At 71.2% G+C, this 25,617-nt stretch carries 27 protein-coding genes; 10 read left to right on the top strand and 17 right to left on the bottom strand.

Going from position 1 to position 25,617, the window contains the following annotated elements:
* The first annotated feature begins 52 nt into the window (after nucleotides 1-52).
* A complete protein-coding gene (locus tag IE134_RS25125; RefSeq protein WP_098019669.1) occupies nucleotides 53-1,822 on the top strand; it encodes a dolichyl-phosphate-mannose--protein mannosyltransferase in 1,770 nt (589 codons plus the stop codon).
* A 141-nt stretch (nucleotides 1,823-1,963) separates the two neighbouring features.
* Here IE134_RS25125 and IE134_RS25120 read toward each other — a convergent pair whose 3' ends face one another.
* The 3 genes from IE134_RS25120 to IE134_RS25110 form a co-directional block, all read right to left on the bottom strand.
* Complete coding sequence (locus IE134_RS25120; RefSeq protein WP_010059700.1) at nucleotides 1,964-2,119, bottom strand: hypothetical protein; 156 nt, start codon at nucleotides 2,117-2,119, stop codon at nucleotides 1,964-1,966.
* A 769-nt stretch (nucleotides 2,120-2,888) separates the two neighbouring features.
* Nucleotides 2,889-3,314: a hypothetical protein gene (locus tag IE134_RS25115; protein WP_229823735.1), complete on the bottom strand. Its 426-nt coding sequence runs from the start codon at nucleotides 3,312-3,314 to the stop codon at nucleotides 2,889-2,891.
* 196 nt (nucleotides 3,315-3,510) lie between these two features.
* A complete protein-coding gene (locus IE134_RS25110; protein ID WP_229823734.1) occupies nucleotides 3,511-4,926 on the bottom strand; it encodes a hypothetical protein in 1,416 nt (471 codons plus the stop codon).
* Nucleotides 4,927-5,189: 263 nt separating this feature from the next.
* On the opposite strand from IE134_RS25110, the gene IE134_RS25105 reads away from it, so the two are divergent.
* On the top strand, nucleotides 5,190-6,827 hold the full coding sequence (locus IE134_RS25105; RefSeq protein ID WP_189431817.1) for a penicillin-binding transpeptidase domain-containing protein: 1,638 nt from the start codon (nucleotides 5,190-5,192) through the stop codon (nucleotides 6,825-6,827).
* 122 nt (nucleotides 6,828-6,949) lie between these two features.
* Here IE134_RS25105 and IE134_RS25100 read toward each other — a convergent pair whose 3' ends face one another.
* Nucleotides 6,950-7,522, bottom strand: a complete 573-nt coding sequence (locus IE134_RS25100) for a 3'-5' exonuclease (protein WP_030710549.1) — start codon at nucleotides 7,520-7,522, stop codon at nucleotides 6,950-6,952.
* A gap of 157 nt (nucleotides 7,523-7,679) precedes the next feature.
* Between IE134_RS25100 and IE134_RS25095 the strand changes: the two genes are divergently transcribed.
* Both IE134_RS25095 and IE134_RS25090 read left to right on the top strand, forming a co-directional pair.
* Entirely contained in the window at nucleotides 7,680-8,198 is a 519-nt protein-coding gene (locus IE134_RS25095; RefSeq protein WP_189431815.1) for a YbaK/EbsC family protein, read from the top strand.
* Nucleotides 8,195-9,046, top strand: a complete 852-nt coding sequence (locus IE134_RS25090; RefSeq protein ID WP_189431813.1) for an EamA family transporter — start codon at nucleotides 8,195-8,197, stop codon at nucleotides 9,044-9,046. Before IE134_RS25095 ends, IE134_RS25090 begins: the two co-directional genes overlap by 4 nt.
* Nucleotides 9,047-9,054: 8 nt before the next feature.
* Here the strand turns inward: IE134_RS25090 and IE134_RS25085 are convergent, their stop codons facing one another.
* Both IE134_RS25085 and IE134_RS25080 read right to left on the bottom strand, forming a co-directional pair.
* On the bottom strand, nucleotides 9,055-9,279 hold the full coding sequence (locus tag IE134_RS25085; protein ID WP_189431811.1) for a DUF397 domain-containing protein: 225 nt from the start codon (nucleotides 9,277-9,279) through the stop codon (nucleotides 9,055-9,057).
* A complete protein-coding gene (locus IE134_RS25080; RefSeq protein ID WP_098019678.1) occupies nucleotides 9,276-10,154 on the bottom strand; it encodes a helix-turn-helix domain-containing protein in 879 nt (292 codons plus the stop codon). The genes IE134_RS25085 and IE134_RS25080 overlap by 4 nt, the downstream gene beginning before the upstream one ends.
* 176 nt (nucleotides 10,155-10,330) lie before the next feature.
* On the opposite strand from IE134_RS25080, the gene IE134_RS25075 reads away from it, so the two are divergent.
* On the top strand, nucleotides 10,331-10,765 hold the full coding sequence (locus IE134_RS25075; protein WP_189431809.1) for an ATP-binding protein: 435 nt from the start codon (nucleotides 10,331-10,333) through the stop codon (nucleotides 10,763-10,765).
* 104 nt (nucleotides 10,766-10,869) lie between these two features.
* Here IE134_RS25075 and IE134_RS25070 read toward each other — a convergent pair whose 3' ends face one another.
* A complete protein-coding gene (locus IE134_RS25070) occupies nucleotides 10,870-12,411 on the bottom strand; it encodes an alanine/glycine:cation symporter family protein (protein WP_098019680.1) in 1,542 nt (513 codons plus the stop codon).
* A 705-nt stretch (nucleotides 12,412-13,116) separates the two neighbouring features.
* Between IE134_RS25070 and IE134_RS25065 the strand changes: the two genes are divergently transcribed.
* Nucleotides 13,117-14,160, top strand: coding sequence for a hypothetical protein (locus IE134_RS25065; RefSeq protein ID WP_189431807.1), 1,044 nt, complete (start codon nucleotides 13,117-13,119; stop codon nucleotides 14,158-14,160).
* Nucleotides 14,161-14,190: 30 nt separating this feature from the next.
* Here the strand turns inward: IE134_RS25065 and IE134_RS25060 are convergent, their stop codons facing one another.
* Both IE134_RS25060 and IE134_RS25055 read right to left on the bottom strand, forming a co-directional pair.
* Nucleotides 14,191-15,105: an APH(6)-I family aminoglycoside O-phosphotransferase gene (locus tag IE134_RS25060; protein WP_189431895.1), complete on the bottom strand. Its 915-nt coding sequence runs from the start codon at nucleotides 15,103-15,105 to the stop codon at nucleotides 14,191-14,193.
* A 14-nt stretch (nucleotides 15,106-15,119) separates the two neighbouring features.
* Entirely contained in the window at nucleotides 15,120-15,683 is a 564-nt protein-coding gene (locus IE134_RS25055; RefSeq protein WP_098019682.1) for a GNAT family N-acetyltransferase, read from the bottom strand.
* A gap of 127 nt (nucleotides 15,684-15,810) precedes the next feature.
* Between IE134_RS25055 and IE134_RS25050 the strand changes: the two genes are divergently transcribed.
* Entirely contained in the window at nucleotides 15,811-16,263 is a 453-nt protein-coding gene (locus IE134_RS25050; RefSeq protein ID WP_030710569.1) for a GNAT family N-acetyltransferase, read from the top strand.
* A 24-nt stretch (nucleotides 16,264-16,287) separates the two neighbouring features.
* Here IE134_RS25050 and IE134_RS25045 read toward each other — a convergent pair whose 3' ends face one another.
* From IE134_RS25045 to IE134_RS25015, 7 genes are all read right to left on the bottom strand, one after another.
* Entirely contained in the window at nucleotides 16,288-16,824 is a 537-nt protein-coding gene (locus tag IE134_RS25045) for a hypothetical protein (protein WP_098019683.1), read from the bottom strand.
* A 22-nt stretch (nucleotides 16,825-16,846) separates the two neighbouring features.
* A complete protein-coding gene (locus tag IE134_RS25040) occupies nucleotides 16,847-17,314 on the bottom strand; it encodes a GNAT family N-acetyltransferase (protein ID WP_189431805.1) in 468 nt (155 codons plus the stop codon).
* 42 nt (nucleotides 17,315-17,356) lie between these two features.
* Entirely contained in the window at nucleotides 17,357-18,154 is a 798-nt protein-coding gene (locus IE134_RS25035) for an SDR family NAD(P)-dependent oxidoreductase (protein WP_189431803.1), read from the bottom strand.
* Entirely contained in the window at nucleotides 18,151-19,317 is a 1,167-nt protein-coding gene (locus IE134_RS25030; protein ID WP_030710577.1) for a serine hydrolase domain-containing protein, read from the bottom strand. Before IE134_RS25030 ends, IE134_RS25035 begins: the two co-directional genes overlap by 4 nt.
* A gap of 172 nt (nucleotides 19,318-19,489) precedes the next feature.
* A complete protein-coding gene (locus IE134_RS25025) occupies nucleotides 19,490-20,317 on the bottom strand; it encodes an energy-coupling factor ABC transporter ATP-binding protein (RefSeq protein ID WP_189431801.1) in 828 nt (275 codons plus the stop codon).
* Nucleotides 20,305-21,066 (bottom strand): cobalt ECF transporter T component CbiQ, encoded by a 762-nt coding sequence (gene cbiQ / locus IE134_RS25020; RefSeq protein WP_030710581.1) that lies wholly within the window; start codon nucleotides 21,064-21,066, stop codon nucleotides 20,305-20,307. The genes IE134_RS25025 and cbiQ overlap by 13 nt, the downstream gene beginning before the upstream one ends.
* A gap of 1 nt (nucleotide 21,067) precedes the next feature.
* Nucleotides 21,068-22,132 carry an energy-coupling factor ABC transporter permease gene (locus IE134_RS25015; RefSeq protein ID WP_098894912.1) on the bottom strand — a complete coding sequence of 355 codons (1,065 nt, stop codon included), beginning with the start codon at nucleotides 22,130-22,132 and terminating at the stop codon, nucleotides 21,068-21,070.
* Between the two features lie 218 nt (nucleotides 22,133-22,350).
* Here IE134_RS25015 and IE134_RS25010 point away from each other — a divergent pair, with 218 nt between their 5' ends.
* Nucleotides 22,351-22,854 (top strand): SsgA family sporulation/cell division regulator, encoded by a 504-nt coding sequence (locus tag IE134_RS25010; protein ID WP_030710585.1) that lies wholly within the window; start codon nucleotides 22,351-22,353, stop codon nucleotides 22,852-22,854.
* A gap of 42 nt (nucleotides 22,855-22,896) precedes the next feature.
* On the opposite strand, the gene IE134_RS25005 is transcribed toward IE134_RS25010, so the two are convergent.
* Nucleotides 22,897-23,646: a GbsR/MarR family transcriptional regulator gene (locus IE134_RS25005; protein ID WP_030710588.1), complete on the bottom strand. Its 750-nt coding sequence runs from the start codon at nucleotides 23,644-23,646 to the stop codon at nucleotides 22,897-22,899.
* Nucleotides 23,647-23,878: 232 nt separating this feature from the next.
* On the opposite strand from IE134_RS25005, the gene IE134_RS25000 reads away from it, so the two are divergent.
* Nucleotides 23,879-24,544, top strand: a complete 666-nt coding sequence (locus IE134_RS25000) for a DUF4097 family beta strand repeat-containing protein (protein WP_098894911.1) — start codon at nucleotides 23,879-23,881, stop codon at nucleotides 24,542-24,544.
* Nucleotides 24,545-24,584: 40 nt separating this feature from the next.
* Nucleotides 24,585-25,568: an ATP-binding cassette domain-containing protein gene (locus tag IE134_RS24995; RefSeq protein ID WP_189431799.1), complete on the top strand. Its 984-nt coding sequence runs from the start codon at nucleotides 24,585-24,587 to the stop codon at nucleotides 25,566-25,568.
* The last annotated feature ends 49 nt before the right edge of the window (nucleotides 25,569-25,617 follow it).

Genomic DNA, 25,617 nt, shown 5'->3' with positions numbered 1-25,617 from the left:
CTCGCAGCACGGGCAGCACCCTTCGCACAGATGCGTTCCCTACGATGGCGCGGTGACGAGTACCGCACCCGAGACCCAGCGGGGCCACGACGCCGGGGACCCGCTCGGCGAACAGCCGACCTCCTGGCAACGGCGGCTGCGCCGCTTCGGCCATGTCCCCCGCCCGGAGACCTCGCTCCGCGACCGGCTGGACCCGCCGTACACGCGGCCCGGCCGGCAGGTGTGGTCGGTGCTCGCGATCCCGCCGCACGTGGCGGACCGCCTGGTGCGGTGGTCCGGCTGGGGCGGCCCGCTGCTCGTGACACTCGTCGCGGGCCTGCTGCGCTTCTGGAAGCTGGACCAGCCGCATGCGGTGATATTCGACGAGACGTACTACGCGAAGGACGCGTGGGCGCTGGTCAACCAGGGGTACGAGGGGTCCTGGCCGAAGGACGTCGACAAGCAGATCCTCAACGACCCTTCCTCCGTCCCCATCCCGACCGACCCGGGCTATGTGGTGCACCCGCCGGTCGGCAAGTGGATCATCGGCTTCGGCGAGCAGCTGTTCGGCTTCACGCCGTTCGGCTGGCGGTTCATGGTGGCGGTGCTCGGCACGATCTCCGTGCTCCTGCTCTGCCGGATCGGCCGACGCCTGTTCCGCTCGACGTTCCTGGGCTGCCTGGCGGGCCTGCTGCTCGCGGTGGACGGCCTGCACTTCGTGATGAGCCGGACCGCGCTGCTGGACCTGATCGTCATGTTCTTCGTGCTGGCGGCGTTCGGCTGCCTGGTGGTGGACCGGGACCACGCCCGCCGCAGACTGGCGGCCGCGCTGCCGGTGGACGAGGAGGGCGTCCTGCGCCCGGACGCCCGGGTGGCGGAGACGCTGCGCCTCGGCTGGCGGCCGTGGCGTCTCGCGGCGGGCGTGATGCTGGGCCTGGCGTTCGCGACGAAGTGGAACGGCCTGTACGTGCTGGCGGCGTTCGGCCTGATGACGGTGTTGTGGGACGTAGGCGCCCGGCGCACGGCAGGCGCGGTGCACCCGTACCAGGCGGTACTGCGCCGCGACCTGCTACCCGCGTTCGTCTCCACGGTCCCGGTGGCGATCGTCACGTACATCGTGTCCTGGACCGGCTGGATCGTCACGGACAAGGGCTACTACCGCAACTGGGCGACCACCGAGGGCAAGGACTCCTCCTGGAGCTGGCTGTTCCCGGACTGGCTGCGCAGCCTGTGGCACTACGAGAACCAGGTGTACGACTTCCATGTCGGCCTCACCTCGGGCCACACGTACGAGTCCAACCCCTGGAGCTGGCTGGTGCTCGGCCGCCCCGTCTCGTACTTCTACGAGGAGCAGACGGGCTGCACGCAGTCGTCCACGGGCAAGTGCGCCGCCGAGGTCCTGGCCATCGGCACCCCGCTCCTGTGGTGGCTGGCGTGCTTCGCCCTCGCGTACGTGGTGTGGCGCTGGTTCTTCCGCCGCGACTGGCGGGCCGGCGCGATCGCCTGCGGCGTGGTGGCGGGCTGGCTGCCCTGGTTCTTCTACCAGGAGCGGACGATCTTCCTCTTCTACGCGGTGGTGTTCGTCCCGTTCCTCTGCCTGGCGGTCACGATGATGCTGGGCGCGATCGCCGGCCCAGCGGCAGGCACGGGCGCCCGAGCCGAACTGGGCCTCACCACGGACGACCCCACCGGCGAACGCCGCCGCACCCTGGGGGCGATCGCGGTGGGCGTGCTGGTGCTCCTGATCATCTGGAACTTCATCTACTTCTGGCCGCTCTACACCGGGACGTCGATCCCGGAGGACCTGTGGCGGGACCGGATGTGGCTGGATACGTGGGTGTAGGCGCCGCGGTGTGACGGAAGCGAAAAGAAGAAATGCGGGCGGGCCGCGACGACAACACGTCGCAGCCCGCCCGCATTTCACGGGATTTCACCTCATCGGCAGAATTCCCGAATCTCCAGAAGTCGGATCTGGAGCTGAAGCTTAGAAGAAGTGCTTTCGCCCGCCGACGGCACGGCCGGTCGCACCCAGGATCCACAGGATGGCACCGACCAGGATAAGGATGCCCCCGATCGTGGTCAGCAGGCCCATGCCCACAAGCAGGCCGATAATCAGCAGAATAAGTCCGAGGATGATCATTTCTTAGCTCCCATCGTCAAGTCCGGTTCAGACACTTGCGCGCCTGCGCTTCACAACGGCCTCGTTGCACCCCACCGGAAATGTCCCGGCTCCGAATGTCGCCGGGACCTCGTTGCGAAGGTCCGTGTGCCCGGCGATTCGACGCTCACACACATTGCTCACACAGATCTTCGAAATTTCTGGAACCGCCGCCTCCGGCTCGGGGACCGGGACCGTGTCCGCCGCTCCAACGGGTTGCCGATAGGTGCGGTGGGTGCGGTGCGGCAGGTGATGAGCGCGACGGAGCGCGGCGCACCCCCGCATCGAGGGCCGACGGACCCGCGCCACCTTCGCCGAGCACGCCGCAGGGCTTCGTCCGGAGGACACCGTCACCGCCCTGCGGGACGTCTTCGGATTGCGCTCGTTCGGGCTCGACGTCTCCGACACCCAGGACATGGTGACCAGGGCGTGGGGCCGGGCGCCCAGGCGATGGCCGCTGGGCCATGGGCCCGCCCGATGCTAGAAGCTGTCCACCACTTCCGCGACCAGACTCGTGAACCGGTACTTCACGTGGTGCCAGCGGCTGCAGAAGCGCTTCGGTCTCCACCATCGGCGCTGCTTGACCGGGCGCCCGCACCACTTGCACGGCTTCAGCCGGACCTTCACGTCCAGTCCCCCCATGCCGCGAATACAGCGGCCCTCCCGGAGACCCAGGCGGTGCTTCTCCCCACGCCCCGCACGGACGCCTGAGCGCAGCCAGGCACCCGCCCGGCCTCGCCTCAGCCCCTGGTCACGCCGCGACTCCCGGCCCGGCCGCCGCCTTTTGCCGCTGCCGTACCAGGAAGACCGCCGCCACGGCCGACAGCACCAGGAAGAGCAGAGCGGCACCCGCCGACATCCAGGCGAACAGGGCCGCGCCACCGCCCCCGACATCCTCATCGCGGGCGACCACCTGGGGATCGTCGGCCTGGTAGCGGACGGTCACCGCGGCGCCCACGGACTGCTTGCCGCCGCCGCTGCCCGTCGGCAGATCCGCCACCACGGTCCGCCCGTCGGCCTCGAACTCGACGCGGCACTGGCCGATCATGCACGACCCGCTCGTGTGCAGCGTCGCGTCGGCCCGCTCGCCGCCACGGAGGGAGCGCAGGTGCTCGGCCGCCGGGAACATCACCAGCAGCGACAGCATCCCCAGCAGCAGCGTGAGCGTCAGTGACATCACCAGGGACCCACGTGGCCCCAGCCCGCTCTGCCCGGCCTGCCCGCTCCCCGCTGCGCTCCCGTTCACTTTGCCTTCCACCTGTCCCGCCCTCCCCGCCCGTCGGCGCCCGGCCGACGTTCCCCGTTCTGGTGTACGAGCAGACTAGTTCGGGTGCCCGGGGCCGGCCCCGGGCAGAGATACGCCCCGTCCGGGCTCAATCGCCCCCGCAGCCACCACAACTCGACCCACAGCTCGACCCGCAGCCGCCACCACTGCCGTACCTGCCGCTCCCGTCGCCACCGCTCGACCGGCCCGACGAAGGCCGCGGCGGGTTCCTGCGGCGCTCCTCCGCCGCGCGCTTCGCCCGCTCGTCCGCCGCCCGCCGGCGCTCCGCCTCCTCCCGGGCCGCGCGTAGCCGTTCGCGCTGCCGGGTGGCGCCGTCCACCGGTTCCCAGACGCCCAGCCCGTGGTGGCGGTCCGGCCGGAGCAGGACCGTGGTCACGGCCGCGTACATCCGCCCGGTCTCCTGGTAGGGGTGGTATTCGGCGCAGGCGAATTCGAGGACGACCTCGTCGCCCTCCGTCGGCGTGCCGTACAGGACCGCCTCGAAGGGCTCCTGCCGCGGGTCGATGTCGTGGTGCCCGTTCCCCTCCGCGTACACCGAACCGCTGCCCAGGAGCCGCGTCCTGGTACGGGTGTCGCGCTTCCGGGGTACGTACGCGATCAGCGGGGGCGCCGAGGGCGTACGGGCGTCCGCGCACACCCAGTGGCGTCCGTCCGCCCCGGCGCGTACGCCCACGACCAGGGCCGGCTGGTCCTCCTCGTGGAGCCGCCGCGCCGCCCGGTACGCGAGTTGGCCCCAGCCGCCGAAGGCCGTACCGGCCACCAGAAGCACCAGGCAGACACGCTGCTGCCCGATGGCGTCGTACGGGACACCGCCCGAGGTCAGGTCCTCGACCAGGCCGTCGGTCAGGATCGCGAGGCCGACCAGGCAGAGCGCCAGGCCGAGGTAGACCTGCCCGTGGCCGCGGTGACCGTCCGATTCCGGGACTCCCCGGGGCAGCGGGAAGCGACGTTGCCCGGCCGCGGCGAGAACCAGGGCCCGCTGCCGTCGGCGGGCCCGCAGCCGCAGGCCGGCCCCGGTCGCGGCGATGGCGCAGACGGCGAGGACGACCAGGTGTCCCGCTGTCGCCGGGCGGTCGATGCCATCGGTCCGGGCCGCCAGCAAGGCCGTCTCCACCGCGGCGAACAGCGCCGCCGGGAAGACCGCGACCGGAACGTACCGGTACCAGAGCGGCAGGGCCGTCAGCAGGACCACGCCCGGATACCTCAGCCAGTCCGTCCCGCCCCCGATCCCGATCCCGTCGCGCCAGGCCCCGGACGCCGACGAGAGCCCGAAGAGGAGGACGTACGCCGTCACCACCAGCGCCGCCAGGATCCAGCCGCCCAGGACCGGGGCGAGGACCGTCGGGGCCCCTGCCCTGCGCCACCGTTCGGCGTCGGCCACGGACCAGGCCGCGACGGAACCTCCGGTCGCGGACCGGGTGGTGCTGCCGTCCCCGCCCACGGACCAGACCGGAACGCCACGTTCGGGCAAGGTCCCGGGCGGCAGGTACTTGAGGTGATTCACCGCCAGCGGCCGATCGTGGTACGTCCCCCGCATGACCATCCCGTACGCCCCCCGACGTCCGTTCCCCCGCGCATGCCCCCACGCATTCCCGGCCAGTCTTCCCGCAACGGCCCCAGCCCACACAGACCACGCCGGAGAGCGCTTTCCAGCCAAGCATTCCGGTCCGGTAACAACCCCCTCACCGCCCGCCACAGCCCCTTAGGGTTCCTCACAGTTGCCCCTTGAACATGTTCAGGGGGTCTCCTGGGGAGGGGGACTGCGAGATGCGCAGTGGAGCGAAGGTCGCCGTCATCGGCGGAGCGTTCGTGCTGGTGGCCGGCGGGATCGGTTTCGGGGCGTACAGCATGCTCGGGGACACCGGCGGCGGGGACGGCGGCACGCAGAGCCAGTCCCAGTCGTCGAAGGTGAAGACGGGGCCGCCGAGCGCGGAGGAGATAGCAGAGACGTCGAAGGACTTCTTCGACGCGTGGGCGGCCGGGAACGCGTCGGCGGCGGCCGTCCTGACCAACAACGAGGCGGGCGCGAAACCGGTGCTCGCCTCGTACGGCGAGGACGCCCACATCGGCAAGGTGAAGATCACCCCGGGCCCGCCCGTCGGCACGAAGGTCCCGTACACGGTCAAGGCCACCGTCGCGTACGAGGGGACGTCCAAGCCCATCTCTTACGCCTCGGAGTTGACCGTCGTCCGCGGTCTGACGACCGGGAAGGCCCTCGTCGACTGGGACCCGACCGTCGTACACCCGCAGTTGGCGGAGGGCGCGACGCTGAAGACGGGCGAGTCCTCGACACCGGCGATCGAGGCCGTCGACCGCAACGGCACGGTGCTGACGAAGGAGAAGTACCCCTCGCTGGGGCCGATCCTGGACACCCTGCGCCAGAAGTACGGGGAGACCTCGGGCGGTTCGGCCGGTATCGAGACCTGGATCGAGCCCGCCGACGCGTCCCAGCCGGACGTCAACCTGCTGACCCTGGCCAAGGGCAAGCCGGGCAAGGTGCAGACGACACTGGACGCGAACGCGCAGGCGGCGGCCGAGCGGGCGGTGAAGAAGTTCGCCCAGGCGTCGGTGGTCGCGGTGAAGCCGTCGACGGGGGCGATCCGCGCGGTGGCCAACAACCCGGTGACCGAGTTCAACGTGGCGCTCCAGGGCAAGCAGGCGCCCGGCTCGACGCTGAAGATCATGACGGCGGCGCTGCTGCTGGAGAAGGGCCTCGTCACGGCGAACGGGGCGACGGAGTGCCCCAAGGACGTGATGTACCAGGGCAATTCGTTCCATAACCTGAAGCACTTCGATCTGCCGGACGGTTCCACCTTCACGCAGAGCTTCGCCAAGTCCTGCAACACCGCCTTCATCAAGCTGATCGACGACACGAAGGACGACGCCGCGCTCCCCAAGATCGCCAAGGACGTCTTCGGGATCGGCCTGGACTGGAAGACGGGCGTCGTCACCACGGACGGCAGCGTGCCGGAGGAGGTGGGCGGCGAGGCGGCCGCCCAGTACATCGGGCAGGGCACGGTCCAGATGAACGTCCTCAACATGGCGTCCATCACCGCGACGGCCCGCACCGGTACCTTCCGCCAGCCCGTCATCGTCCCGCAGTCCCTGGACGACCGGGAGTTGGCGACGGCCTCGCGTTCGCTGTCGCCGTCCGCTACCCAGCAGCTGAACACGATGATGCGTGCCACGGCCGCCTGGGGCACGGGCGCGAAGGCCATGGCGGGCGTCGGCGGCGACAAGGGCGCGAAGACCGGTTCGGCGGAGGTCGACGGGCAGGACACCTCGAACGCCTGGTTCACCGGCTTCAGCAACGACCTCGCGGCCGCGGCGGTCGTCCAGACCGGCGGCCACGGCGGCGACGCGGCGGGCCCGGTCGTGGCGGAGGTGCTGAAGGCGGGCGGCTGAGGCCGCAGTCGGCGTGGGTGGGCGGCCGCGGCCGCAGATGCCCGCACGGGTGGCTGACCCGCACGGGCCGCCGCGCCCGCCCCGACCTCTGCGCGTCAGCGGCTGGCCCCGACCCGAGGCCCCTACCCCGCCGTCCAGTCTCCCCGCCCCGCCAGATCCAGCACCAGCGCGGCGATGTTCCACGCGTCGTCGTCGCCCCGGTGGTGGCGGCCCTCCAGCGGGAGGCCGGCCGTCTCCAGGGCCTGAGCCATGCCGGGGCGGCGGCGCAGGCCGTACGCAGTGGTGAAGGCGACCTTGGCGTTCGTGTGGCGCTGCCCGAAGGGGTATTCCGTGCCCGTCTCCCGGCACTGGCGGGTGAACTGGTTACGATCGTAGTCGCCCCAACTCGCCCACGGCAGCAGCCCCGTGCGGTGCTCGGCCGCCAGCACCCGGCAGGCCCCGGCGAACGGCAGGCCGCCGTCCACCTCCGCCTGCGTCAGGCCGGTCAGCTCCGCGCAGAACGGGCTGACTTTCGAGCGCGCGGGCCGGACCAGCAACCGGTGCTTGGCCAGGCGTTCACCCGCCCTCAGGTCGACGACCGTGAGGCCGATCTCGATGATCTCGCTCACCTGACCGGGCGGCGGCTGCCCCTCCCAGCAGGTCGCCTCGACGTCGACCACGTTCAGCAGGTACGCATCCCGCTCCCCCATGTCCATGAGGTGAGCGTAGAAGCGCCGCCGCCCCGGGGCACCCGGGTTTCGCGGCCCCACTGCCCGAGCAGGTCGCGGCACGCTGCGGGCTCGCAACCGCCCGGTCAGCCCACGCTCCGGAACCCCCTCGCGTGCATCGTGCACGGACCGCTAGCGTGCAGCCATGAGCACACCCGAACCCACAGAAACCGCCTCGTCCACCCCTGCCTCCCATGCCCACCCCCGGTTCGCGGAGGCGCTGGCCGGGCTGGGCCTCCAGGTCGAGGTGCGCCGCTTCCCCGACGCGACCAGGACCGCCGCCGAGGCCGCGGCGGCGGTCGGCTGCGAGCTGAGCGAGATCGTCAAGTCGCTGGTCTTCACGGCGGACGGCGTGCCGGTGCTGGTCCTGATGGACGGGTCGTCCCGGGTGGACCTTGAGCTGGTACGCCGCGAACTCGGCGCGCAGAAGGTGGCTCGGGCGAACGCGGACCTGGTCCGCGAGACGACGGGCTACGCGATCGGAGGCGTACCCCCCTTCGGGCACGCCACGAAGACCCGCGTCCTGGCCGACCGGCGCCTCCTGGACCACGCGGTGGTGTGGGCGGCGGCGGGCACCCCGCACACGGTGTTCCCGCTCGACCCGAAAACGCTGATCGCCCACGCGGGCGCGACCGTCGCGGATGTGCGCGAGCCCGCCAAGTGACCCCGCTGGTCGCCCTCGCGGTCCTCATAGCCGCCGTCACGCACGCCAGTTGGAACGCCATCGCCCACGCGATCAAGGACCAGCTGCTCTCCTTCACGCTGATCTCCGGCGGCGGCCTGCTGATCGGCGCGGCGATGGCGCTGTTCGCCCCGTTCCCGGCGGCGGGCGCCTGGCCGTACCTCCTGGTCTCGGCCGCGCTGCACGTCGCGTACATGCTGCTGCTGATGCGCTCGTTCACGCTGGGCGACTTCGGCCAGATGTATCCGATCGCCCGGGGCACGGCCCCGCTGGTGGTGACGGTCCTGGCGGCGGTGTTCGTCGGCGAGCGCCCGGACGCCTGGGCCACGGCGGGCGTGGCGGTGGCCTCGGCCGGCCTGGTCGGCCTGGCCCTGTGGGGCATCCGGGGTTCCGGGAAGCGCCCGCACTGGCCGGCGATCTTGGCGGCCCTCGGCACGGGCCTGGCAATCGCGGGGTACACGACGGTGGACGGCGTGGGTGTACGGGCCTCCGGCACCCCGCTCGGTTACGTCGCGTGGCTGATGATCCTGGAGGGCCTGGCGATCCCGGCGTACGCGTACTACCGCCGCCGCACCGAACTGGCCTCCCAGCTGCGTCCGTTCGCCGTACGGGGACTGCTAGGCGCGGCCCTTTCGGTGGTCGCGTACGGGCTGGTGCTCTGGGCCCAGACGAGGGCCCCGCTCGCCCCGATCGCGGCGCTGCGCGAGTCGTCGATCATCGTGGGCGCGGCGATCGGCACGCTGTTCTTCAAGGAGCGCTTCGGGGCTCCGAGGATCGCGGCGGCGGGGCTGATGGTGGTGGGCATCGGCCTGATGCTGCACACGAGTTGAGGCCGGGTTCAGCGGCCTCCGTCGCCACCGCCGCCCGCGTACGGCACGAAGGCCGCCCATGCGGTGGGGGCGAGGGCGAGGCGGGGGCCCTGCGTGTTCTTGGAGTCGCGTACGTGAACGGCGTCGGAGGCCGCCGCGACCTCGACGCACTCGCTGCCGTTACTGCTGTCGCTGTAGCTGCTCTTGAACCAGCGCAGCTCGGAGGCGCTCCCAGCAAGCGGCTTGCCCATCATGTCTCTCCCAGCACGTGCTCGATGAAGGCCGTCGACTCCCGAGGAGTGAGGGCCTGGGCCCGGATCATGCCACACCGCAAATCAAGGATTCGGACCTGCTTCGGATCGGAGACCGGCCGCCCGCCGAACGCCCCCTCGGACCGCCCTACCGCCGAGCCGTCCTTGAACTTCAGCACCTGGATCTCCCCATCGATTCCCGCGTGCTCCTCCAGGTCCATCGGCATCACCTGAACCGTGACGTTGCGCAACTCGCTTACCGACAAGAGGTGTTCCAGCTGGCGACGTAACACCATCTTGCCTCCGAGCGGACGCCGGAGCACCACCTCTTCCAGGACGAATCCGAGCGTCGGGGCAGGCGACCGCTCGAAGATGGCCTGCCGAGCCATACGCGCGGCCACTCCACGTTCGATCTCCTCCGGCGGGTAGGCAGGCTGGCGCATCGAGAACAGCGCTCGCGCGTAATCGGCCGTCTGCAACAGGCCGTGGACACTGCCGTTGCCGTAAGCCATAACCTCCACGGCGGCAGCCTCCAGCTTCGCCAGCTCACGGATCTTCTTCGGATACCGCACCTCCGCGACATCCGGCTTCATCGCCGCAAGCTTCCCGCCCGCCCCCACCGCCACATCCACCGCGTCCATGAACTCCGGGCGCGGGATGCGGCTTCCGCCCTCCACCTTGTAGATCAGGTCCTCGCCGTACCCCAGCAACGACCCCAGCTCGCCCGCCCGCAGCCCCGCCGCCTCGCGCCAGGTCTTGATCTGGCGGCCCACCGCCGCGACGACCGCCGCTCCCGACTCGTCGTCCGGGTCGACCTCCCAACCGGGCTCGTCCACCGCGTCGTTGCCGCGCCCCGTACCGTCCTCGACCATGCTCATGCGAGCCCCCGCTTCCGACGTGCGTGCCGTTCCTGCATCAACCGCTTCCGTTCCCCGCACGTCACCGCCGACAGCCCGGACAACTCCGGACAAGCGCCGGACAAGCGCCGGACAGTCACCGTACGCAACGGCCGCATCACTGGGAAAGGTACGCCGGGGCGGCCACGCTGAGTGACATGAACCAGGAAGTCGCTCGCACCCACCACACGCCCACCGAACGCGCGTTCACCGTGCTGCTCTCCCCCACCCGCCGAGGAGCCCGGCTCGCCCGGCTGCTGACCACGGCCCATCTCGGCGCGTGGGGGCTCCCGTCGGAGTCGGCCTCGCACATCGTCGCCGAGCTGGCGGCCAACGCCACCGTCCACGGCCGCGTGAAGGGCCGGGACTTCCAACTCGGCCTCACCGTCCGGAGCGGCACGCTGCGGATCGAGGTTACGGACACACGCGGTGACAGCGTCCCGCCCGGCCCCGGGGCCGTGAAGCCGCCCGGGGACGACGCGGAGGCCGGGCGCGGCCTGCTCATCGTCGAGGCGCTGGCGGACCACTGGGGCATCGTCCCCGGGCCGGTCCCGCGCAAGACGGTGTGGGCGGAGATCAGCCTCGTACGGTGATCGTCGATTGCGCGGGCTCCTCGATGTACCGGGGGGGGCGTTCCACGGCAGATGCCCCTCGCCCTCCGTACAGGCAGGGCGAGGGGCATCCGGAGCTGTTCGGGTCAGACGGTCGCCTTCGTCGTCTCGTCGTCCGTGTCCCCGCCGGTCTCGGCGGAGCCGCCTGCCTTCCGGACCCGCACGTAGTCGAGGAAGCTGTCCAGCTCGCGCTTGACCACGGGGGCGAGGAGGTACAGGCCGATGATGTTGACGACGGCGAGGGTGAAGAGCACCGCGTCGGCCAGGCTGATGAGGGTCTCCAGCGTGAGCAGGGACCCGGCGACGGCGAACAAGGTGTAGAGGGACTTGTAGACCGTCTCGCTCGTGCGGCTGCGCCCGAAGAGGTGCGTCCAGGCCTTGAGGCCGTAGTAGCCCCAGGTGAGCACCGTGGAGATCGCGAAGAGCATCACCGCGATGGTGAGGATGTACGGGAACCAGGGCAGCACGGTCTCGAACGCGTCCGAGGTGATCGTCACGCCGCCGATGGACTCGCCGTCGCGGGCCTCGCCCCAGCTGGCGGGGTTGGCGATGACGATGGTCAGCGCGGTCATGGTGCAGATGATGACCGTGTCGATGAACGGCTCCAGCAGGGCGACCAGGCCCTCGCTGGCGGGGTGCTTGGTCTTGACCGCGGAGTGGGCGATCGGCGCGGAGCCGATGCCGGCCTCGTTGGAGAACGCGGCGCGCTGGAAGCCGATGATCAGTGCGCCGAGCACACCGCCCGCGACGCCCTGGGGGTTGAACGCCTGCTCGATGATCTCGCCGATCGCAGCGGGGACGGCGGTGACGTTGACGAGGATGACGACGAGGCAGCCGGCGACGTAGATGCCCGCCATCGCGGGGACCAGGCGGCTGGTGACCGAGGCGATCGAGCGGATGCCGCCGAGCAGGACGATGCCGACGAGCGCGGCGACCAGGATGCCGAAGAAGAGCGCACCGCCGGAGGAGCCCATCGCACCGTCCTCGCCGCCGGTTACGGAGACGAGCTGGGCGTAGGACTGGTTGACCTGGAACAGGTTGCCGCCGAAGAGCCCGAAGAACAGGATCATGATCGAGGCGAGGACGGCGAGGACCTTGCCGAGGGTCTTGCCGTTCTTACCGAAGCGTTCGGCGAGGCCCTTGGGCAGGTAGTGCATCGGCCCGCCGGAGACCGTGCCGTCGGCGTGGACCTCGCGGTACTTCACGCCGAGGGTGACCTCGACGAACTTGGTGGCCATGCCGAGGAGGCCGCAGAGGATCATCCAGAAGGTGGCTCCGGCGCCGCCGATGGAGACGGCTACCGCGACACCGGCGATGTTGCCGAGGCCGACCGTGCCGGAGACGGCGGCGGTCAGGGCCTGGAAGTGGTTGACCTCGCCCGCCGAGTCCTTGTCGTCGTACTTGCCGCGCACCACGTCCACGGCGAGCCGGAACTTGCGCACCTGGACGAAGCCGAACCAGCCCGTGAAGACCAGGCCGGCCAGCGCCAGCCAGGTGACGATGAGCGGGACGTCCGCCCCGGCGATGGTGACGGAGTAGAAGACGATGTCGCCCAGCCAGGTGGCTATGGGCTCGAAGAACCCGCTGACGGATTCATCGATGTTCTCGGTGATGGAGTCGAGTGACACGTTGGCTACCTCGATGACGCTGGAGCGGTGGACCGGTGGGGAGTCCTGGCCGTTCGATGTGCGATGGGGGGACGATTCCTGAGGAATGAGCGAACGTCGTTGTCCGGTCGGCGACCGGTGTTGTCCCACGGAGTGGACGACGGCGAAGGTCGCTCTGGCCTGCTTCCGGGGCGGTCCCGGCTACTACGCCGCGGCGGTGCTTTCGGCGGCGAAGTTGGGTATTTGTACCACGCGCTTTACCTGATCTTTAGTGATGCAGGTCACCTTTTCCGTGCCGGTAAGTGAAGATGCGGCAACGGTGACGTCATCGTTATGCGGAACCCCAGATGTGTTTATCGGACACCTATCTCCAGGTCAGAGGTGCTGCCTCTCGCCGGATCGCGCCCCACTGCGATCCGGTACGCCCCTCGTAAGCCCCCACCGGATCGCACTCCACCGCGACCCCCTGCGGCGCGACATCAACTACCTAAAGAAACACGAGAAAGAACCCCACCCGACCCCACCCCGGTGGCCACCTGACGGATCCCGGGGGGGCTTTCGTGGCTTCGTCACTCACACGGGTGACATTTCCCAACTCAGCTCGCTTTCGGGCGGGTTGCCCGGCATATGCTCACGCCAGACCACATCCCACACATACGTCGGCCCCCGACCGGGACTGCAATCCCAACCGAGGGCCTGGCCACCTAGGAAGATTCAGCCTTCCCGATGGATACCCAGCAGAGTACTGCCCTCACCCGCGCCCTGGCGGAGGTTCCCGGACCTCTCCCCACCTCCGGCGTCATCCACATCATCATCCCGCACAACGACCGCTTCACCGTCGTCGGCAACCACCTCGCCCAGCACCCCGACCTCAGCTGCACCGCCGTCGGGATCGCCGTACGCATCCAGTCCCTGCCCCAGGGGGCGAAGGTGGGCATCAAGGCGCTCGCGGCCCACTGCCGGGAAGGCGAGAAGCGCATCGCCGCCGCCCTGCACGAACTCGAAGCCCACGGCTACCTGCGACGCGTCCGCGAGCGGCTGCCGAGCGGCCGGATCATCACCCGCACCGTCTTCTGCAACCGGCCCGCCGCGCTGCTGCACCCCCGCCGGCCGGCCGAGGTACCACCGCAGCCCGCAAAGCCTGAGCCGACGCCCGCGCCCGTACCGGCGCCCGTGCAGGAGCCTGCGCCCGCACCGGTGCCCATGCAGGAACCCGCGCCCGCACCCGCAGGCCATCCGATGGCCGCGCCGGAGGTACCGGTGGCCCCGCCCGCTCCGTCAGCCCCGCTCTTCATGCCCCGCGTACCGCCCCCGACCGCGCCCAAGGCGCCTCGCCGGCCGCTCCCCCAGCCCAGCGACCTCACCCCGGAGCTCGACCACGCGGCCACCGCCTTCCTCAGCGATCTGCACCGCCACGCGCCCCAGTTCTTCCTGTCCGAGGACGACGTCCGCCGACTCGTCCCCGGAGTTGCGGCCTGGCTCGAACGCGCGGCCCGCCCCGACGCCATCCGGCGTGCCCTCACCGACGACCCGCCGCACCCACTCAAGCACCCGGCCAAACTCCTCGCCCACCGGCTCACCGAGCTGCTCCCACCCGCACCACCCGGAGTCGACGCCCTCGCGGCGCTGGATCGCCCCCGCCCCCGCTTCGCCGTCACGCCCTTCCAGACCTGCGAGGACTGCGACCGGGCCTTCCGCTCACCCGATCCCGGCCATTGCCGCGACTGCCGGGAGACCCGCGCCGCATACGCGCAGGCCGCCGCCGCATGAGCAGTCTTACCGGGTCCGCACGAGCCGAGATCACCGCGTGCGCAGGGCCTCCGCGATGACGACGGCGGACGGGGCGAGCCGCGGCTCACCGTCCTCGATGTCCCACAGGGCGTTCTGCAGCAGCCGCCCCAGCGTCCAGCCGGCGGCCCGTGCGCGGTCCAGGCCGAGAGTGTCTGTCAGCAGGTCGAACCGGCGTCGCACCACACGCAGCGGCTCGCCCTGCGCGACGACGTCGTCCCACCGGCTGTCCAGGGCGGGCCACAGGTCGAACCCCGGATCACCGACGAGCGGTTCGGGATCGATGGCGATCCACGGCTCACGCTGCGCGGCAAGGACGTTGTCGTAGTGGAGATCCCAGTGCAGCAACCGGTCTCCGGGCTCGTCGGCCAGTTCGGCGACGGCCGATGCCCAGCCCCGCAGCAGATCCCGGTCGGCCGGGTCGTTCAACCGAGCGACCGCCTGCGGGACCTGCTCCAGCATCGCGGCGGCGACGTCACCGAGGCCGCGCAGACCCTGCGGCGCGGGGACCGCGACCAGCCGCGCGTGCAGGTCGGCGAGGATGCCCATCGCCACGTCGTCATCGTCGATCGACGCCAGGGTGCGGGCTCCGTCGAGCCGTTCCAGGAGCATGCTGCTGCTCGCGGGGTCGTGATCGAGCAGCCGGACCATTCCGTCGCCGTTCCAGGCGCGGAGCCCGATCAGGGCGGCGGCGGTCTCCTCCCGGGGCAGCTGGAGCTTGAGAACCGCGCGCGTGCCGTCGGGGCGCAGGACCGGCAGCACCAAGGAAGCCTGGCCGGACAGGACCCCACCGTCCCGCCGCAGCTGCCAGCGTTCCAGTAAGTCCGCAGCGAGAGCGGGCAGTCCGGCGATCCAGGCTCTGCCTTCCTCGCCGAAGCCCGTGGCGTACGAGGCCACCAGGCGTTGCGGGATCTCGCCAGCGGCCAATGCGTTGGGCACGGTCACCGGCTCTCGGCCGTCGCTTCCCAGTCACGGCGGAGCAGGCCGAAGACCCAGGAGTCGGAGACGTCGCCGTTGACGATGCAGTCCTCGCGCAGGGTGCCCTCGCGCACGAAGCCGAGCTTTTCCAAAAGCCGGGCGGACCCCACGTTACGGGTGTCGGTCTCGGCCTGGACGCGGTTCAGGTCCAGGGTGTCGTACCCCCATCGCAGAACGGCCCGCGCGGTCTCCGTGCCGTAGCCGTTGCCCCACGTGGCCGCGTCGAAGACGTAGCACAGTGACGCGCTGCGGAAGTCCGGGTTCCAGCCGAACAGGCCGCACCAGCCGATGAACGCGCCGTCGGAGACGCGTTCGACCGCCAGCCGCGCCCCCGAGCCCTCCTCCTCGATCCTCCGGCAGGTCGCGAGGAAGGTCCGGAAGCGGGCCGGATCGGTCCACGGCGGGGAGTCCCAGTACCGCAGCACGTGGGCGTCGCTCTGGAGCGCGTAGAGCGGCGCCGCGTCGGCGTCGGTGAACGGCCGCAGGCGCAGGCGCTCGGTGCGCAACTCGGGGGTGGGCAAGGTCATGCGGGGCATCCTGCCGCGCGATGCCCGCCCCCGCCATCCGATTTATCCGCGGTGTCGGGCGTCACGGACGACGACGTCCACCCGCACCAACGGCGGGGGCTCCGTTGCGCGACTACCATCCCGGCCCATGACCACCTCCACCGACACCAGCGGCCGGCCCGGCGAGGACGCGTACGAGATCGACACCGATCCGGACCGCATCGACCTCGACCTCGTACACCACTGGCTCTCCACCGACGCCTTCTGGGCGCTCGGCCGCAGCCGGGATCTCGTCGAGCGGTCGATGCGCGGGTCGCTCAACTTCGGTGTGTACGAAGGCGAGGGAACGCAGGTCGCCTACGCCCGGGTCGTCACGGACCACGCCACCTTCGCCTGGCTCTGTGACGTCTACGTGGACCCCGCGCACCGCGGCCGGGGCCTCGGCGTACGCCTGGCGACCGCCGTACGCGACCACCTCGCCCCGTACGCACTCAAGCGGACCCTGCTCGCCACGCTCGACGCCCACGAGCTGTACGCCAAGGTCGGGTTCACCCCCGTGCCCGACCCGCAGATGCTGATGATGCTGGGCCCGGCGACGTAGAGCAGCGGGTGTCGGTCGCCCGCCTCACCCGGTGACACCACGACCGGCGGCGGAAGCCGTCCCGGCCACGGTCCACAGGGCCGTCCCCCACAGGCAGAGAGCGGAGACGAGGCCCACGGTGAAGCGGACGGCATGGTCCGGGCCGTCCGCCAGCCACACGGCCGCGCCCGCCAGTCCGGCCACCACCAGCAGGGCGGCCGGCACCCGCAGCCGGGGCTGGCCGAACACGGCGGCGAGCGGGAGGAAATGCAGCCCGACGACCAGGGCGACGAGCGGGGGAACGAGTACGGGCACCCCCGCACGCGAGCACACCACGGCGATGACGATGATCACGAGCCACTGGAGACCGTTGATCTGGTTGAACCGCCGGCGGCGGTCGGCCGGGAAGGGTGCACCTGCCGACGCGGGAAGGAGACGGCGTGCGGCGAGCATCAGCCCCACGGTGACCAAGCACCCAGCGCCTACCGCGATCAGCCGGGCCGCACCGTCGAGAGCGCTGGTGGCCAGCAGCCACCAGCCGAGACCGAACAAGGCGAGGAACCCCACTCCTGACTTGAACATGCCCGGGAGTGTAGATGAGGTCTCACCGCAGCTCCGCCACGATCTCCCCGTCCTCCTCCACCCCCGTCGGCCGGAAGCCGAGCGCGGTGTACAGGTGCGCGGCCGCCTTGTTCTCCGGGGCGTACGAGAGGCGTACGGCGGTGCCGGGCTCGCGGGCCGACAGCCAGCCCGCCAGGGTGTGTACGGCTGCGCGGCCGATGCCCGTGCCCTGGTGGGCGGCGTCGATCAGCATGCCGCCGATCCAGTGCGAACCGTCCTCGTCCCGGGCCCACATGATGTGGCCGGTCACCTCGTCGCCCGCGACGACCGCCAGGGAGTTCCAGGTGTCCTCGCGGCTGCTCAGGACGAGGTAGCGGGCGGCCAGAGCCGGGACCCAGTCGCGCTGGTCGTCGCGCGGGGCGCAGTCGGCGACCGCCCGCCAGTTGTCCGCGTCCACCTCGTGGAGGGTGACGGGGCGGCCGGTTCTGTCGGTGTGTCCGTGGTCGATCATCCGCGCAGGTTAGGCCGCCGGGATGGTGCTCGGCCAGGGAGTTTACGGCTGCTGCGCCATCGCCTGCCGGAAGCCCGTGTTCACCGCGAGGATCCCGCCGTCCACGCGCAGCGTCGTCCCGGTGATCCACGACGCGTCGGACGAGGCGAGGAAGGCCACGGCCGAGGCGATGTCCTCGGGGGTGCCGATCCGGCCCAGCGGGTAGAGGGCCGCCGCCCGGGCCAACTCCGCGTCGCGGCCCGCCCAGGCGTCGGTGCGGATCGTGCCGGGGGCGACCAGGTTGACCCGTACCCCGCGCGGTCCGGCGTGGCCCGCCAGTGTGCGGGTCAGGCTGGCCAGGCCCGCCTTCGCGGCGCTGTACGCGTGGCCGCCGAAGTCCTGTTCACCGTTGACCGAGCCGATGGTGACGATCGCGCCCCGGCCCGAGGCGACCAGGTGCGGCAGGGCGGCGCGGGCGCAGCGGAACGGGCCGGAGAGCGTGATGTCCAGGTCGCGTTCCCACTGCTCGTCCGGCACGTCCTCGAAGAGCTCGGCGTCCTCGCTCGCCGCGTACGCGTTGTTGACCAGGACGTCGAGCCGGCCGAAGGTCTCGACCGCGTACGCCACCGCCGCCTCCACCGCCGTCCGGTCGGCCACGTCGCAGGCCAGTGAGTCGGCGGTGCCGCCCGCCTCGCGTATCGCCGCCGCCGTGTCGGACGCGCGCTGCGCGTCCAGATCCGTGACGAGGACCGAGGCCCCTTCCGCCGCCAGGCGGTGGGCCGTTGCCGCGCCGATGCCCTGGCCTGCGGCGGTGATCAGAATGCTGTAGCCGGCGAAGCGGGCAGGTGTCACAGGTGTCATAGGGCTGACCGTACTGCTCTGACCAGCGCCTGGGCACGGGGGTCGGCGGTGACTCCCTTCTGGAGGCCGTTGGTGACGTAGCCGAGCGCGATGCCGGACTCGGGGTCGGCGAAGCCGAGGGAGCCGCCGCGGCCCGGGTGGCCGAACGAGCCAGGGCCCAGCAGCGGGGAGGCCGGGCCGTGCAGCATGTAGCCGAGCCCGAAACGGGTGTTGACGACCAGGACCCGGTCCGGGCCCGCCGACTCCTCCGTGCGGGCCAGGGTGAGCGTGGCGGGGGCGAACAGGCGGCGGTGGCCGTCGACGGGGCCGATCATCGCGGCGTAGCAGCGGGCCAGGCCCCGGGCGGTCGCGATGCCGCCCGAGGCGGGGAGTTCGGCCGCGCGGTAGGCGGGGTCGTTCTCGTCGGGGAACGGGTCGATCGCGCCGAACGCCCGCCGGGTCAGCGACTCCGGGTCGTTGTACGCCTCGACGACGGAGCGTTTGGGTCGTACGCGCAGGGCGCCCGACGCGCCGGCCGCGGCCGGGGGCTCCACGGGGCCGATACGGCCGATGCGGTGGGCCTCGTCGGCGGGGAGCCCGAACCAGAAGTCGAGGCCGAGCGGGCGGGCGATCTCCTCGGCGATCCAGCGGCCGATGGTGCGGCCCGTGGCGCGGCGGACCAGTTCGCCGATCAGCCAGCTGTAGGTCTGCGCGTGGTAGCCGTGGTCGGTGCCGGGCTCCCACTGCGGGTGCTGCGCCGCCACGGCCGCCGGTCCGGAGACCCCGTCGGCGGCCTCGGCGGGGGTGAGGGTGCGGTCCAGGGCCGGGACCCCGGCCCGGTGGGCGAGGAGGTCGCGGACGAGGACGCGTTCCTTGCCGGCCGCCTTGAACTCCGGCCAGTAGGTGGAGACCGGGGCGTCCAGGTCCACCTGCCCGCGCTGGTGGAGGAGGAGCGGGACGGCGGCGGCGATGCCCTTGCCGGCCGAGCGGACGATCTGGACGGTGTCGACGGCCCACGGTTCGGTGCCGTCCACGTCTCTCGTACCGGCCCAGAGGTCGACGACCTTGCGCCCGTGGCGGTAGACGGCGACGGCCGCGCCCCGCTCGCCGCGCTGCTCGAAGTTGCGGACGAAGGCGTCCGCGACCGGTTCGTACCCGGGGGCCACCGTGCCCCGCACGTCCACGGCCCTGTCCGCGCTCGCGGTCACGGCTGCCCCCGTGCCGGATTCCGCTTCCGCTCCCGCGCCCGTACCCGTCGTGCTCACTCCCGCGCTCCCGCTCATCCCCCCATGGTGCACGTCCCGGCGGGGTGTTCGGGGAGCGGGTCTCCGTCACCACCGGGCTGTCACCATCTGTTTACGGTGCCGGAATGTCGACGGCTCCCGGGTCGAAGCCGAACGGCAGCTCCAGCCGGTGGGAGCGCATCAGCTCCTCGTCCCGCAGGAGGTCCTGCGTACGGTCGTCGGCGGCGATGACGCCCTCGCTGAGGATGACCGCGCGCGGGCAGAGCTCCAGGGCGTACGGCAGATCGTGGGTGACCATCAGCACCGTGATGTCCAAGGACCGCAGAATATCGGCCAGTTCACGGCGGGAGGCCGGGTCCAGGTTGGACGAGGGTTCGTCCAGGACGAGGATCTCCGGGTCCATCGCGAGGACGGTGGCCACGGCGACCCGGCGACGCTGCCCGAAGGAGAGGTGGTGCGGCGGGCGGGCCGCGTACTCCTCCATGCCGACCTGCTTCAACGCCCGCAGGATGCGTTCCTCCAGCTCCGGTCCGCGCAGCCCGGCGGAGGCGGGCCCGAAGGCGACGTCCTCGCGGACCGTGGGCATGAACAGCTGGTCGTCCGGGTCCTGGAACACGATGCCGACCCGGCGGCGGATCTCGGCCAGATTCCGCTTGGCGACCGGGAGCCCGGCGACGCGGACCGTGCCGGAGCCCGCCTCCAGGATGCCGTTGAGGTGCAGGACGAGCGTGGTCTTGCCCGCGCCGTTGGGGCCGAGGAGCGCGACGCGTTCGCCGCGTCCGACGGTCAGGTTCACCCCGAAGAGGGCCTGGTGGCCGTCGGGGTAGGCGTAGGCAAGGCCGCTGACTTCGAGCGACGGGGCGACGGCCTCTGCGTCCTTCGGGGAGTCCGGGGAATCCGGGGAGTTCGGGGAGTTCGGGGAAACGGTCACAGGGTCCATCCCAGCAGACAGACCGCGAGCGCGAGCACGGGGAGCGTCGCCGCGTACGCCCATTGCGTCCGGTCCGCCGTCACCTCGTCGATCACCGGCATCGTGCCCGCGTACCCCCGGCTCACCATGGCGAGGTGGACGCGTTCGCCGCGTTCGTAGGAGCGGATGAACAGGGCCCCCGCCGAGGCGGCGAGCACCCGCCACTGCTGTACGCCGCGCGCCTCGAAGCCCCGGGAGCGGCGGGCGATCGCCATGCGCCGCATCTCGTCGGTGACGACGTCCCCGTACCGGATCATGAACGAGGCGATCTGCACGAGCAGCGGCGGCAGCTTCAGACGCTGGAGGCCGAGCAGAACGGCGCGCAGTTCGGTGGTGGAGGCCAGGAGCACCGAGGCGGCGACGCCGAGGGTGGCCTTGGCCAGCACGTTCCACGCGCCCCAGAGGCCGGGGACGCTGACGGAGACGCCGAGGACGGCCGTCTGCTCGCCCGGCACCACGAACGGCATGAGCAGGGCGAACGCGACGAACGGCACCTCGACGACGAGCCGTTTCAGCAGGAAGCCGGCAGGGATCCGGGCCACGGCGGCGACGCCGGCGAGCAGCGCCGCGTACAGGCCGAAGGCCCACATCGCCTCGCGCGGGGTGCAGACGACCACGAGCACGAAGCAGAAGACGGCGACGAGTTTGCAGTGCGGGGGCAGCCCGTGGACCGGCGAGTGTCCGTGCCGGTAGAGCGTGTGGGCGTGGCCCGCACCCATGTCAGGCGTTCTCGTGGTCGCGGTCGCGGGGTGCTTCGCCGGGCTCTTCCTTCCGGCGGCGGACCACCCAGAACACCCCGGTGCCCACGACGACGGTGGCGCTGACGCCGATCACCCCGGCGAGGCCGCCGGAGAGCCGGGCGTTCTCGATGTCGCCGACGCCGTAATCGGCGAGCGGGGAGTCGGCCGCGCCGTGCTCCTCCACCTTCTCGTCGAAGCCCTGGTCGCTCGCGACCCGCTCCAGGCCGTCCGGGTTGGCGGAGGCGTAGAAGGAGACGAACCCGGCGAGGAGGAACGCCGAGACCAGCCCGGTGATCCAGAAACCTCGGGTCGACCGGCGCGCGGGAGCCGGCTCGGGGTCGCGGGTGGCGGCGGGCGCGTCGACCAGTTCGCCGTCGACCCGGAGCTTGAGCGGGGCGGCGACTCCACTGACACCGTGGACGAGGTCGGGGCGTACGGCCAGAACCGCGCCCACCGTCAGGGCCGTGATGACCGCTTCACCGATGCCGATCAGGACGTGGACGCCGACCATGGCCGTGAAGACCTTGCCGATCGGGATGTCGGTGGTGCCGCCGATCCAGTAGAGGAGCGTGAAGGCGGCGGCCGACGTCGGCACGGAGACGAGCGCGGCGACGAACGCCGAGGCGGTCGCGGACCGGCGGGTGCGCGGCAGGAGGCCGGTGAGCAGGCGGAACACCGCGTACGCGACGACGACGGTGACCACGCCCATGACGGTGATGTTCACACCGAGCGCGGTGAGGCCTCCGTCCGCGAAGAAGATGCCCTGGAGCAACAGCACCACGGACAGGCAGAGCACGGCCGTGTAGGGCCCGACAAGGATCGCGGCCAGTGCCCCTCCCATCAGGTGGCCGCTGGTACCGGCGGCCACCGGGAAGTTGAGCATCTGCACGGCGAAGATGAAGGCGGCCACCAGACCGGCGAGCGGGGCGGTGCGCTCGTCAAGCTCACGGCGCGCACCCCGCAGGCTGACGGCGACCGCGCCGACCGCGAACACCCCGGCGGCGACGGAGACAGGTGCGTCGATGAATCCATCGGGTACATGCATGACAGAGACTCCGCTTTCTGCGGTTCCGCACGGTGTCCGCGTCCGCGCGGGCACGGACCCGCGGGCGGGGTCATGAACCCATCAATAATAGTGCTCTCTTGCGAACTGTGCGCAAGAGCAGAGCGAGGGCAGAACGAGGACATCCGCGCTCACCGAGCCGCTCCTGCGAAATATGGGACATTAGAGGGCAGAGCTACACATATAGGAGGAGCCGGCCTATGTCCCCTGTGATCGAAGAACACGCACGCGCCCGGCTCATCACCGATGGCCCCCTCACCCGCCCGGTCCCCGTCGACCTGCGCTACGACCCGGCCGACGAGCGGCGCACCGTCCACATAGGACTGCCCGACGGCACCGACTGGGCGTTCGGCCGCGACCTCCTGGAACGCGGCCTGCGCACGCCGATCGAGCGCGGCGCGGTCCGCGTCTGGCCCTGCGGCCGTACGCAGCTGATCGTGGAGCTGCATTCGACGGACGGGGTCGAGGTGTTCCAGTTCGAGATCCGGACGCTGATCCGCTTCCTCGCCCGGACCCGTACGCAGACACCGGCGGCATCGCCGGACGCGGACCGCACACCGCAGCCGCCGTCCCGCACGACCCGCCCGGACACGCCGCCCCGCACCGCCCGCACGGACACGTCCCGTACCACCCACCCGGACAAGAGCGCCCAGCAGGAAGAGGGCGCCACGCAGGAGAGGGGCGCCCAGCCGGCCCACGGCTGAGCAGCGAACCGGACCGCGGGTAGGCGACCCTGCCGGGGCCGCCTACCCGCGGTCCGGCTTCAGGTCGGCCGCGTCCTGCGGACCCGACGACGTACGGAGAACGTCGCGGGCCTGCTCCGCAGCGCGGGCCATCCCCTCGGAGACGAAGTCGAGGAAGCGGGCGACGCCCTCCAGACGGGCGGCGGCCGGAGTGCCGGCACCGAGCACGTCGACGCCCTGCCGGGTGGTCTCGACGAGCTGGGCGGTGGACCGCACGCTGACCATCATCGCCTGGTACCAGATCTCGTCGTCGACGATGTAGCGCTCGCGGCGGCGCTCGTCGCGCTCCCGGCGAACCATGCCCTGGCTGTCGAGGAACGCGATCGCCTTGGAGATGGACGCCGGGCTGACCTGGAGGCGCTGGGCGAGCTCCTGCGCGGTGAGGCTGCCGGAGTCGGAGATGGTGAGGCAGGCCAGCACCCGGCCCATCATCAACGGCATGCCCGACGCCATCATCGCGACGGCATACACCTCCTCGAACTCACGCACGGCCTCGGCGTCGCGCCCGTAGGGCTGCGCCGACGCCTGCTGCTCGCGGGGGGCGGACGGCTTCCGGCGGTGCGCACGGCGCTCGGTGGCGCGGTGGGCCAGATCGGCGCGGTAGCCGGTCGGGCCGCCGTTGCGCATCACCTCGCGCGTGATCGTCGAGGTCGGACGGTCCAGGCGTCTGGCGATCTCCGCGTAGGCGAGGCCGTCGGCCAGCCCCAGCGCGATCTGCTGACGTTCCTGCTGAGTGAGCCTGCCTCCCGGCATCGCGGTTCTCCTTGTTCTCCTTCATGGTCCACGGAGCCCCGACTATAGCGTTCAGTTTCACTTCATTGCAACGCAACACCGTCTGACGTTGCGTTAAGCCAGAGGAGCATTGCAACGAAATTGCCACCCTGAGCTGCAATAACTCGCATTCATCGCAACAAGCATGTTGAGTGATCTGTAAATGCAACGTAGCTTTTCCCTCATCGGAAACAACGAGCTCAGGGAGAGCACGATGCAGAAGTTCGCCACCACCGCCCCCGTCACCGCCGTCCTCGACATCCCCGCCGGACGCATCCAGTTCATCGCCGCCGACCGGGCCGACGCCACGGTCGAGGTCCGGCCCACCGACGCCTCCCGGAGCCGGGACGTGAAGGCCGCCGAGCTGGTCGAGGTCACCCACGATGAGGGCGTCCTGCGCGTCACGGCACAGGCGGCCGGCAACCGGCTCCTCGGCACCTCCGGCTCCGTCGAGGTGACCGTCCAACTGCCCGCCGGTTCCCACGTCGAGGCGCGCTCGGACGCCGCCGAACTCCGCGCCGTCGGACGCCTCGGCGAGGTGACCTTCGACGGCGGCTACCGCCGGATCAAGATCGACGAGGCGGCCGGTGTCCGCCTCACCGCGATCGAGGGCGACGTCGAGATCGGCCGGCTGGGCGGTCCCGCGGACATCAGCACCACCCGGGGCGACATCCGGATCGCCGAAGCCGCGCACGGCACGGCCGTACTGCGCACCCAGTCCGGCGACATCTCGGTCACCGCCGCGGCCGGCGTCTCGGCCGCACTGGACGCCGAGACCGCCCTCGGCCGCGTCAGCAACGCACTGAAGAACAACGGCACCGCCGAACTCACCATCCGCGCCACCACGGGCCTCGGCGACATCACCGCCCGCAGCCTCTGACCCCGGCCCCTTCGACCGACCCCTTCAAGGAGCAACGATCATGACCCATCCGGCCATCGCGGCGAACGGGCTGCGCAAGTCGTACGGCGACAAGACCGTCCTGGACGGTATCGACCTGACCGTCCCGGCAGGCACCGTCTTCGCTCTACTGGGCCCGAACGGCGCGGGCAAGACCACCGCCGTCAAGATCCTCTCCACCCTCGTCTCACCCGGCGCCGACTCCGGCGAGATCCGCGTCGGCGGTCACGACCTCGCCACCGAGGCGCAGGCGATCCGCGCCTCGATCGGCGTCACCGGGCAGTTCTCCGCCGTCGACGGGCTGATCACCGGCGAGGAGAACATGCTCCTCATGGCCGACCTCCACCACCTGCCCAAGGCCGAAGGACGACGCGTCACCGCCGAACTCCTCGAACGCTTCGACCTGGTGGAGGCGGCGAAGAAGCCCGCCTCGACCTACTCCGGGGGCATGAAGCGTCGCCTCGACATCGCCATGACCCTGGTCGGCGGGCCCCGCATCATCTTCCTCGACGAGCCGACCACCGGGCTCGACCCCCGCTCCCGCCACACCATGTGGGGCATCATCCGCGGCCTGGTCGCCGACGGTGTGACGGTCTTCCTGACCACCCAGTACCTGGAAGAGGCCGACGAACTCGCCGACCGCATCGCCGTCCTCAACAACGGAAAGATCGCCGCCGAGGGCACCGCCGAAGAACTCAAGCGGATCGTCCCCGGCGGACACGTCAAGCTCCGCTTCACCGACCCGGATGCCTATCGCTCCGCCGCCGCCACGCTGACCGGGGCCGCCCTCGACGAGGAGGCACTGTCGCTCCGCATCCCCAGCGACGGCAGTCAGCGCGAACTGCGCTCCATCCTCGACCGGTTGGACACCGCCGGTGTCGAGGCGGACGAACTCACCGTCCACACACCCGACCTGGACGACGTTTTCTTCGCCCTCACCGACTCGGCCACCGCCCCCGCGTCCGTACCCGCCCAGCCCAACCAGCCCAAGGAGAACGCCCGATGAGCTCCCTCACCCTCGCCGCCCGCGACACCACCACCATGCTGCGCCGCAA

Origin of the sequence: Streptomyces rubiginosohelvolus, from assembly GCF_014649875.1 — a bacterium.
Taxonomy (GTDB): Bacteria; Actinomycetota; Actinomycetes; order Streptomycetales; family Streptomycetaceae; genus Streptomyces; species Streptomyces rubiginosohelvolus.
The sequence above is the reverse complement of the archived record's forward strand: the minus strand, read 5'-3'. Positions and strand labels throughout refer to the sequence as shown.

Excerpts from the sequence above, each read along its gene's own strand:
- IE134_RS25120 (WP_010059700.1), bottom strand. The coding sequence starts at position 2,119 with ATGATCATCCTCGGACTTATTCTGCTGATTATCGGCCTGCTTGTGGGC.
- IE134_RS25115 (WP_229823735.1), bottom strand. The coding sequence starts at position 3,314 with ATGTCACTGACGCTCACGCTGCTGCTGGGGATGCTGTCGCTGCTGGTG.
- IE134_RS25105 (WP_189431817.1), top strand. The coding sequence starts at position 5,190 with ATGCGCAGTGGAGCGAAGGTCGCCGTCATCGGCGGAGCGTTCGTGCTG.
- IE134_RS25100 (WP_030710549.1), bottom strand. The coding sequence starts at position 7,522 with ATGGACATGGGGGAGCGGGATGCGTACCTGCTGAACGTGGTCGACGTC.
- IE134_RS25095 (WP_189431815.1), top strand. The coding sequence starts at position 7,680 with ATGAGCACACCCGAACCCACAGAAACCGCCTCGTCCACCCCTGCCTCC.
- IE134_RS25085 (WP_189431811.1), bottom strand. The coding sequence starts at position 9,279 with ATGATGGGCAAGCCGCTTGCTGGGAGCGCCTCCGAGCTGCGCTGGTTC.
- IE134_RS25080 (WP_098019678.1), bottom strand. The coding sequence starts at position 10,154 with ATGAGCATGGTCGAGGACGGTACGGGGCGCGGCAACGACGCGGTGGAC.
- IE134_RS25075 (WP_189431809.1), top strand. The coding sequence starts at position 10,331 with ATGAACCAGGAAGTCGCTCGCACCCACCACACGCCCACCGAACGCGCG.
- IE134_RS25065 (WP_189431807.1), top strand. The coding sequence starts at position 13,117 with ATGGATACCCAGCAGAGTACTGCCCTCACCCGCGCCCTGGCGGAGGTT.
- IE134_RS25055 (WP_098019682.1), bottom strand. The coding sequence starts at position 15,683 with ATGACCTTGCCCACCCCCGAGTTGCGCACCGAGCGCCTGCGCCTGCGG.
- IE134_RS25050 (WP_030710569.1), top strand. The coding sequence starts at position 15,811 with ATGACCACCTCCACCGACACCAGCGGCCGGCCCGGCGAGGACGCGTAC.
- IE134_RS25045 (WP_098019683.1), bottom strand. The coding sequence starts at position 16,824 with ATGTTCAAGTCAGGAGTGGGGTTCCTCGCCTTGTTCGGTCTCGGCTGG.
- IE134_RS25040 (WP_189431805.1), bottom strand. The coding sequence starts at position 17,314 with ATGATCGACCACGGACACACCGACAGAACCGGCCGCCCCGTCACCCTC.
- IE134_RS25035 (WP_189431803.1), bottom strand. The coding sequence starts at position 18,154 with ATGACACCTGTGACACCTGCCCGCTTCGCCGGCTACAGCATTCTGATC.
- IE134_RS25025 (WP_189431801.1), bottom strand. The coding sequence starts at position 20,317 with ATGGACCCTGTGACCGTTTCCCCGAACTCCCCGAACTCCCCGGATTCC.
- cbiQ (WP_030710581.1), bottom strand. The coding sequence starts at position 21,066 with ATGGGTGCGGGCCACGCCCACACGCTCTACCGGCACGGACACTCGCCG.
- IE134_RS25015 (WP_098894912.1), bottom strand. The coding sequence starts at position 22,132 with ATGCATGTACCCGATGGATTCATCGACGCACCTGTCTCCGTCGCCGCC.
- IE134_RS25010 (WP_030710585.1), top strand. The coding sequence starts at position 22,351 with ATGTCCCCTGTGATCGAAGAACACGCACGCGCCCGGCTCATCACCGAT.
- IE134_RS25005 (WP_030710588.1), bottom strand. The coding sequence starts at position 23,646 with ATGCCGGGAGGCAGGCTCACTCAGCAGGAACGTCAGCAGATCGCGCTG.
- IE134_RS25000 (WP_098894911.1), top strand. The coding sequence starts at position 23,879 with ATGCAGAAGTTCGCCACCACCGCCCCCGTCACCGCCGTCCTCGACATC.
- IE134_RS24995 (WP_189431799.1), top strand. The coding sequence starts at position 24,585 with ATGACCCATCCGGCCATCGCGGCGAACGGGCTGCGCAAGTCGTACGGC.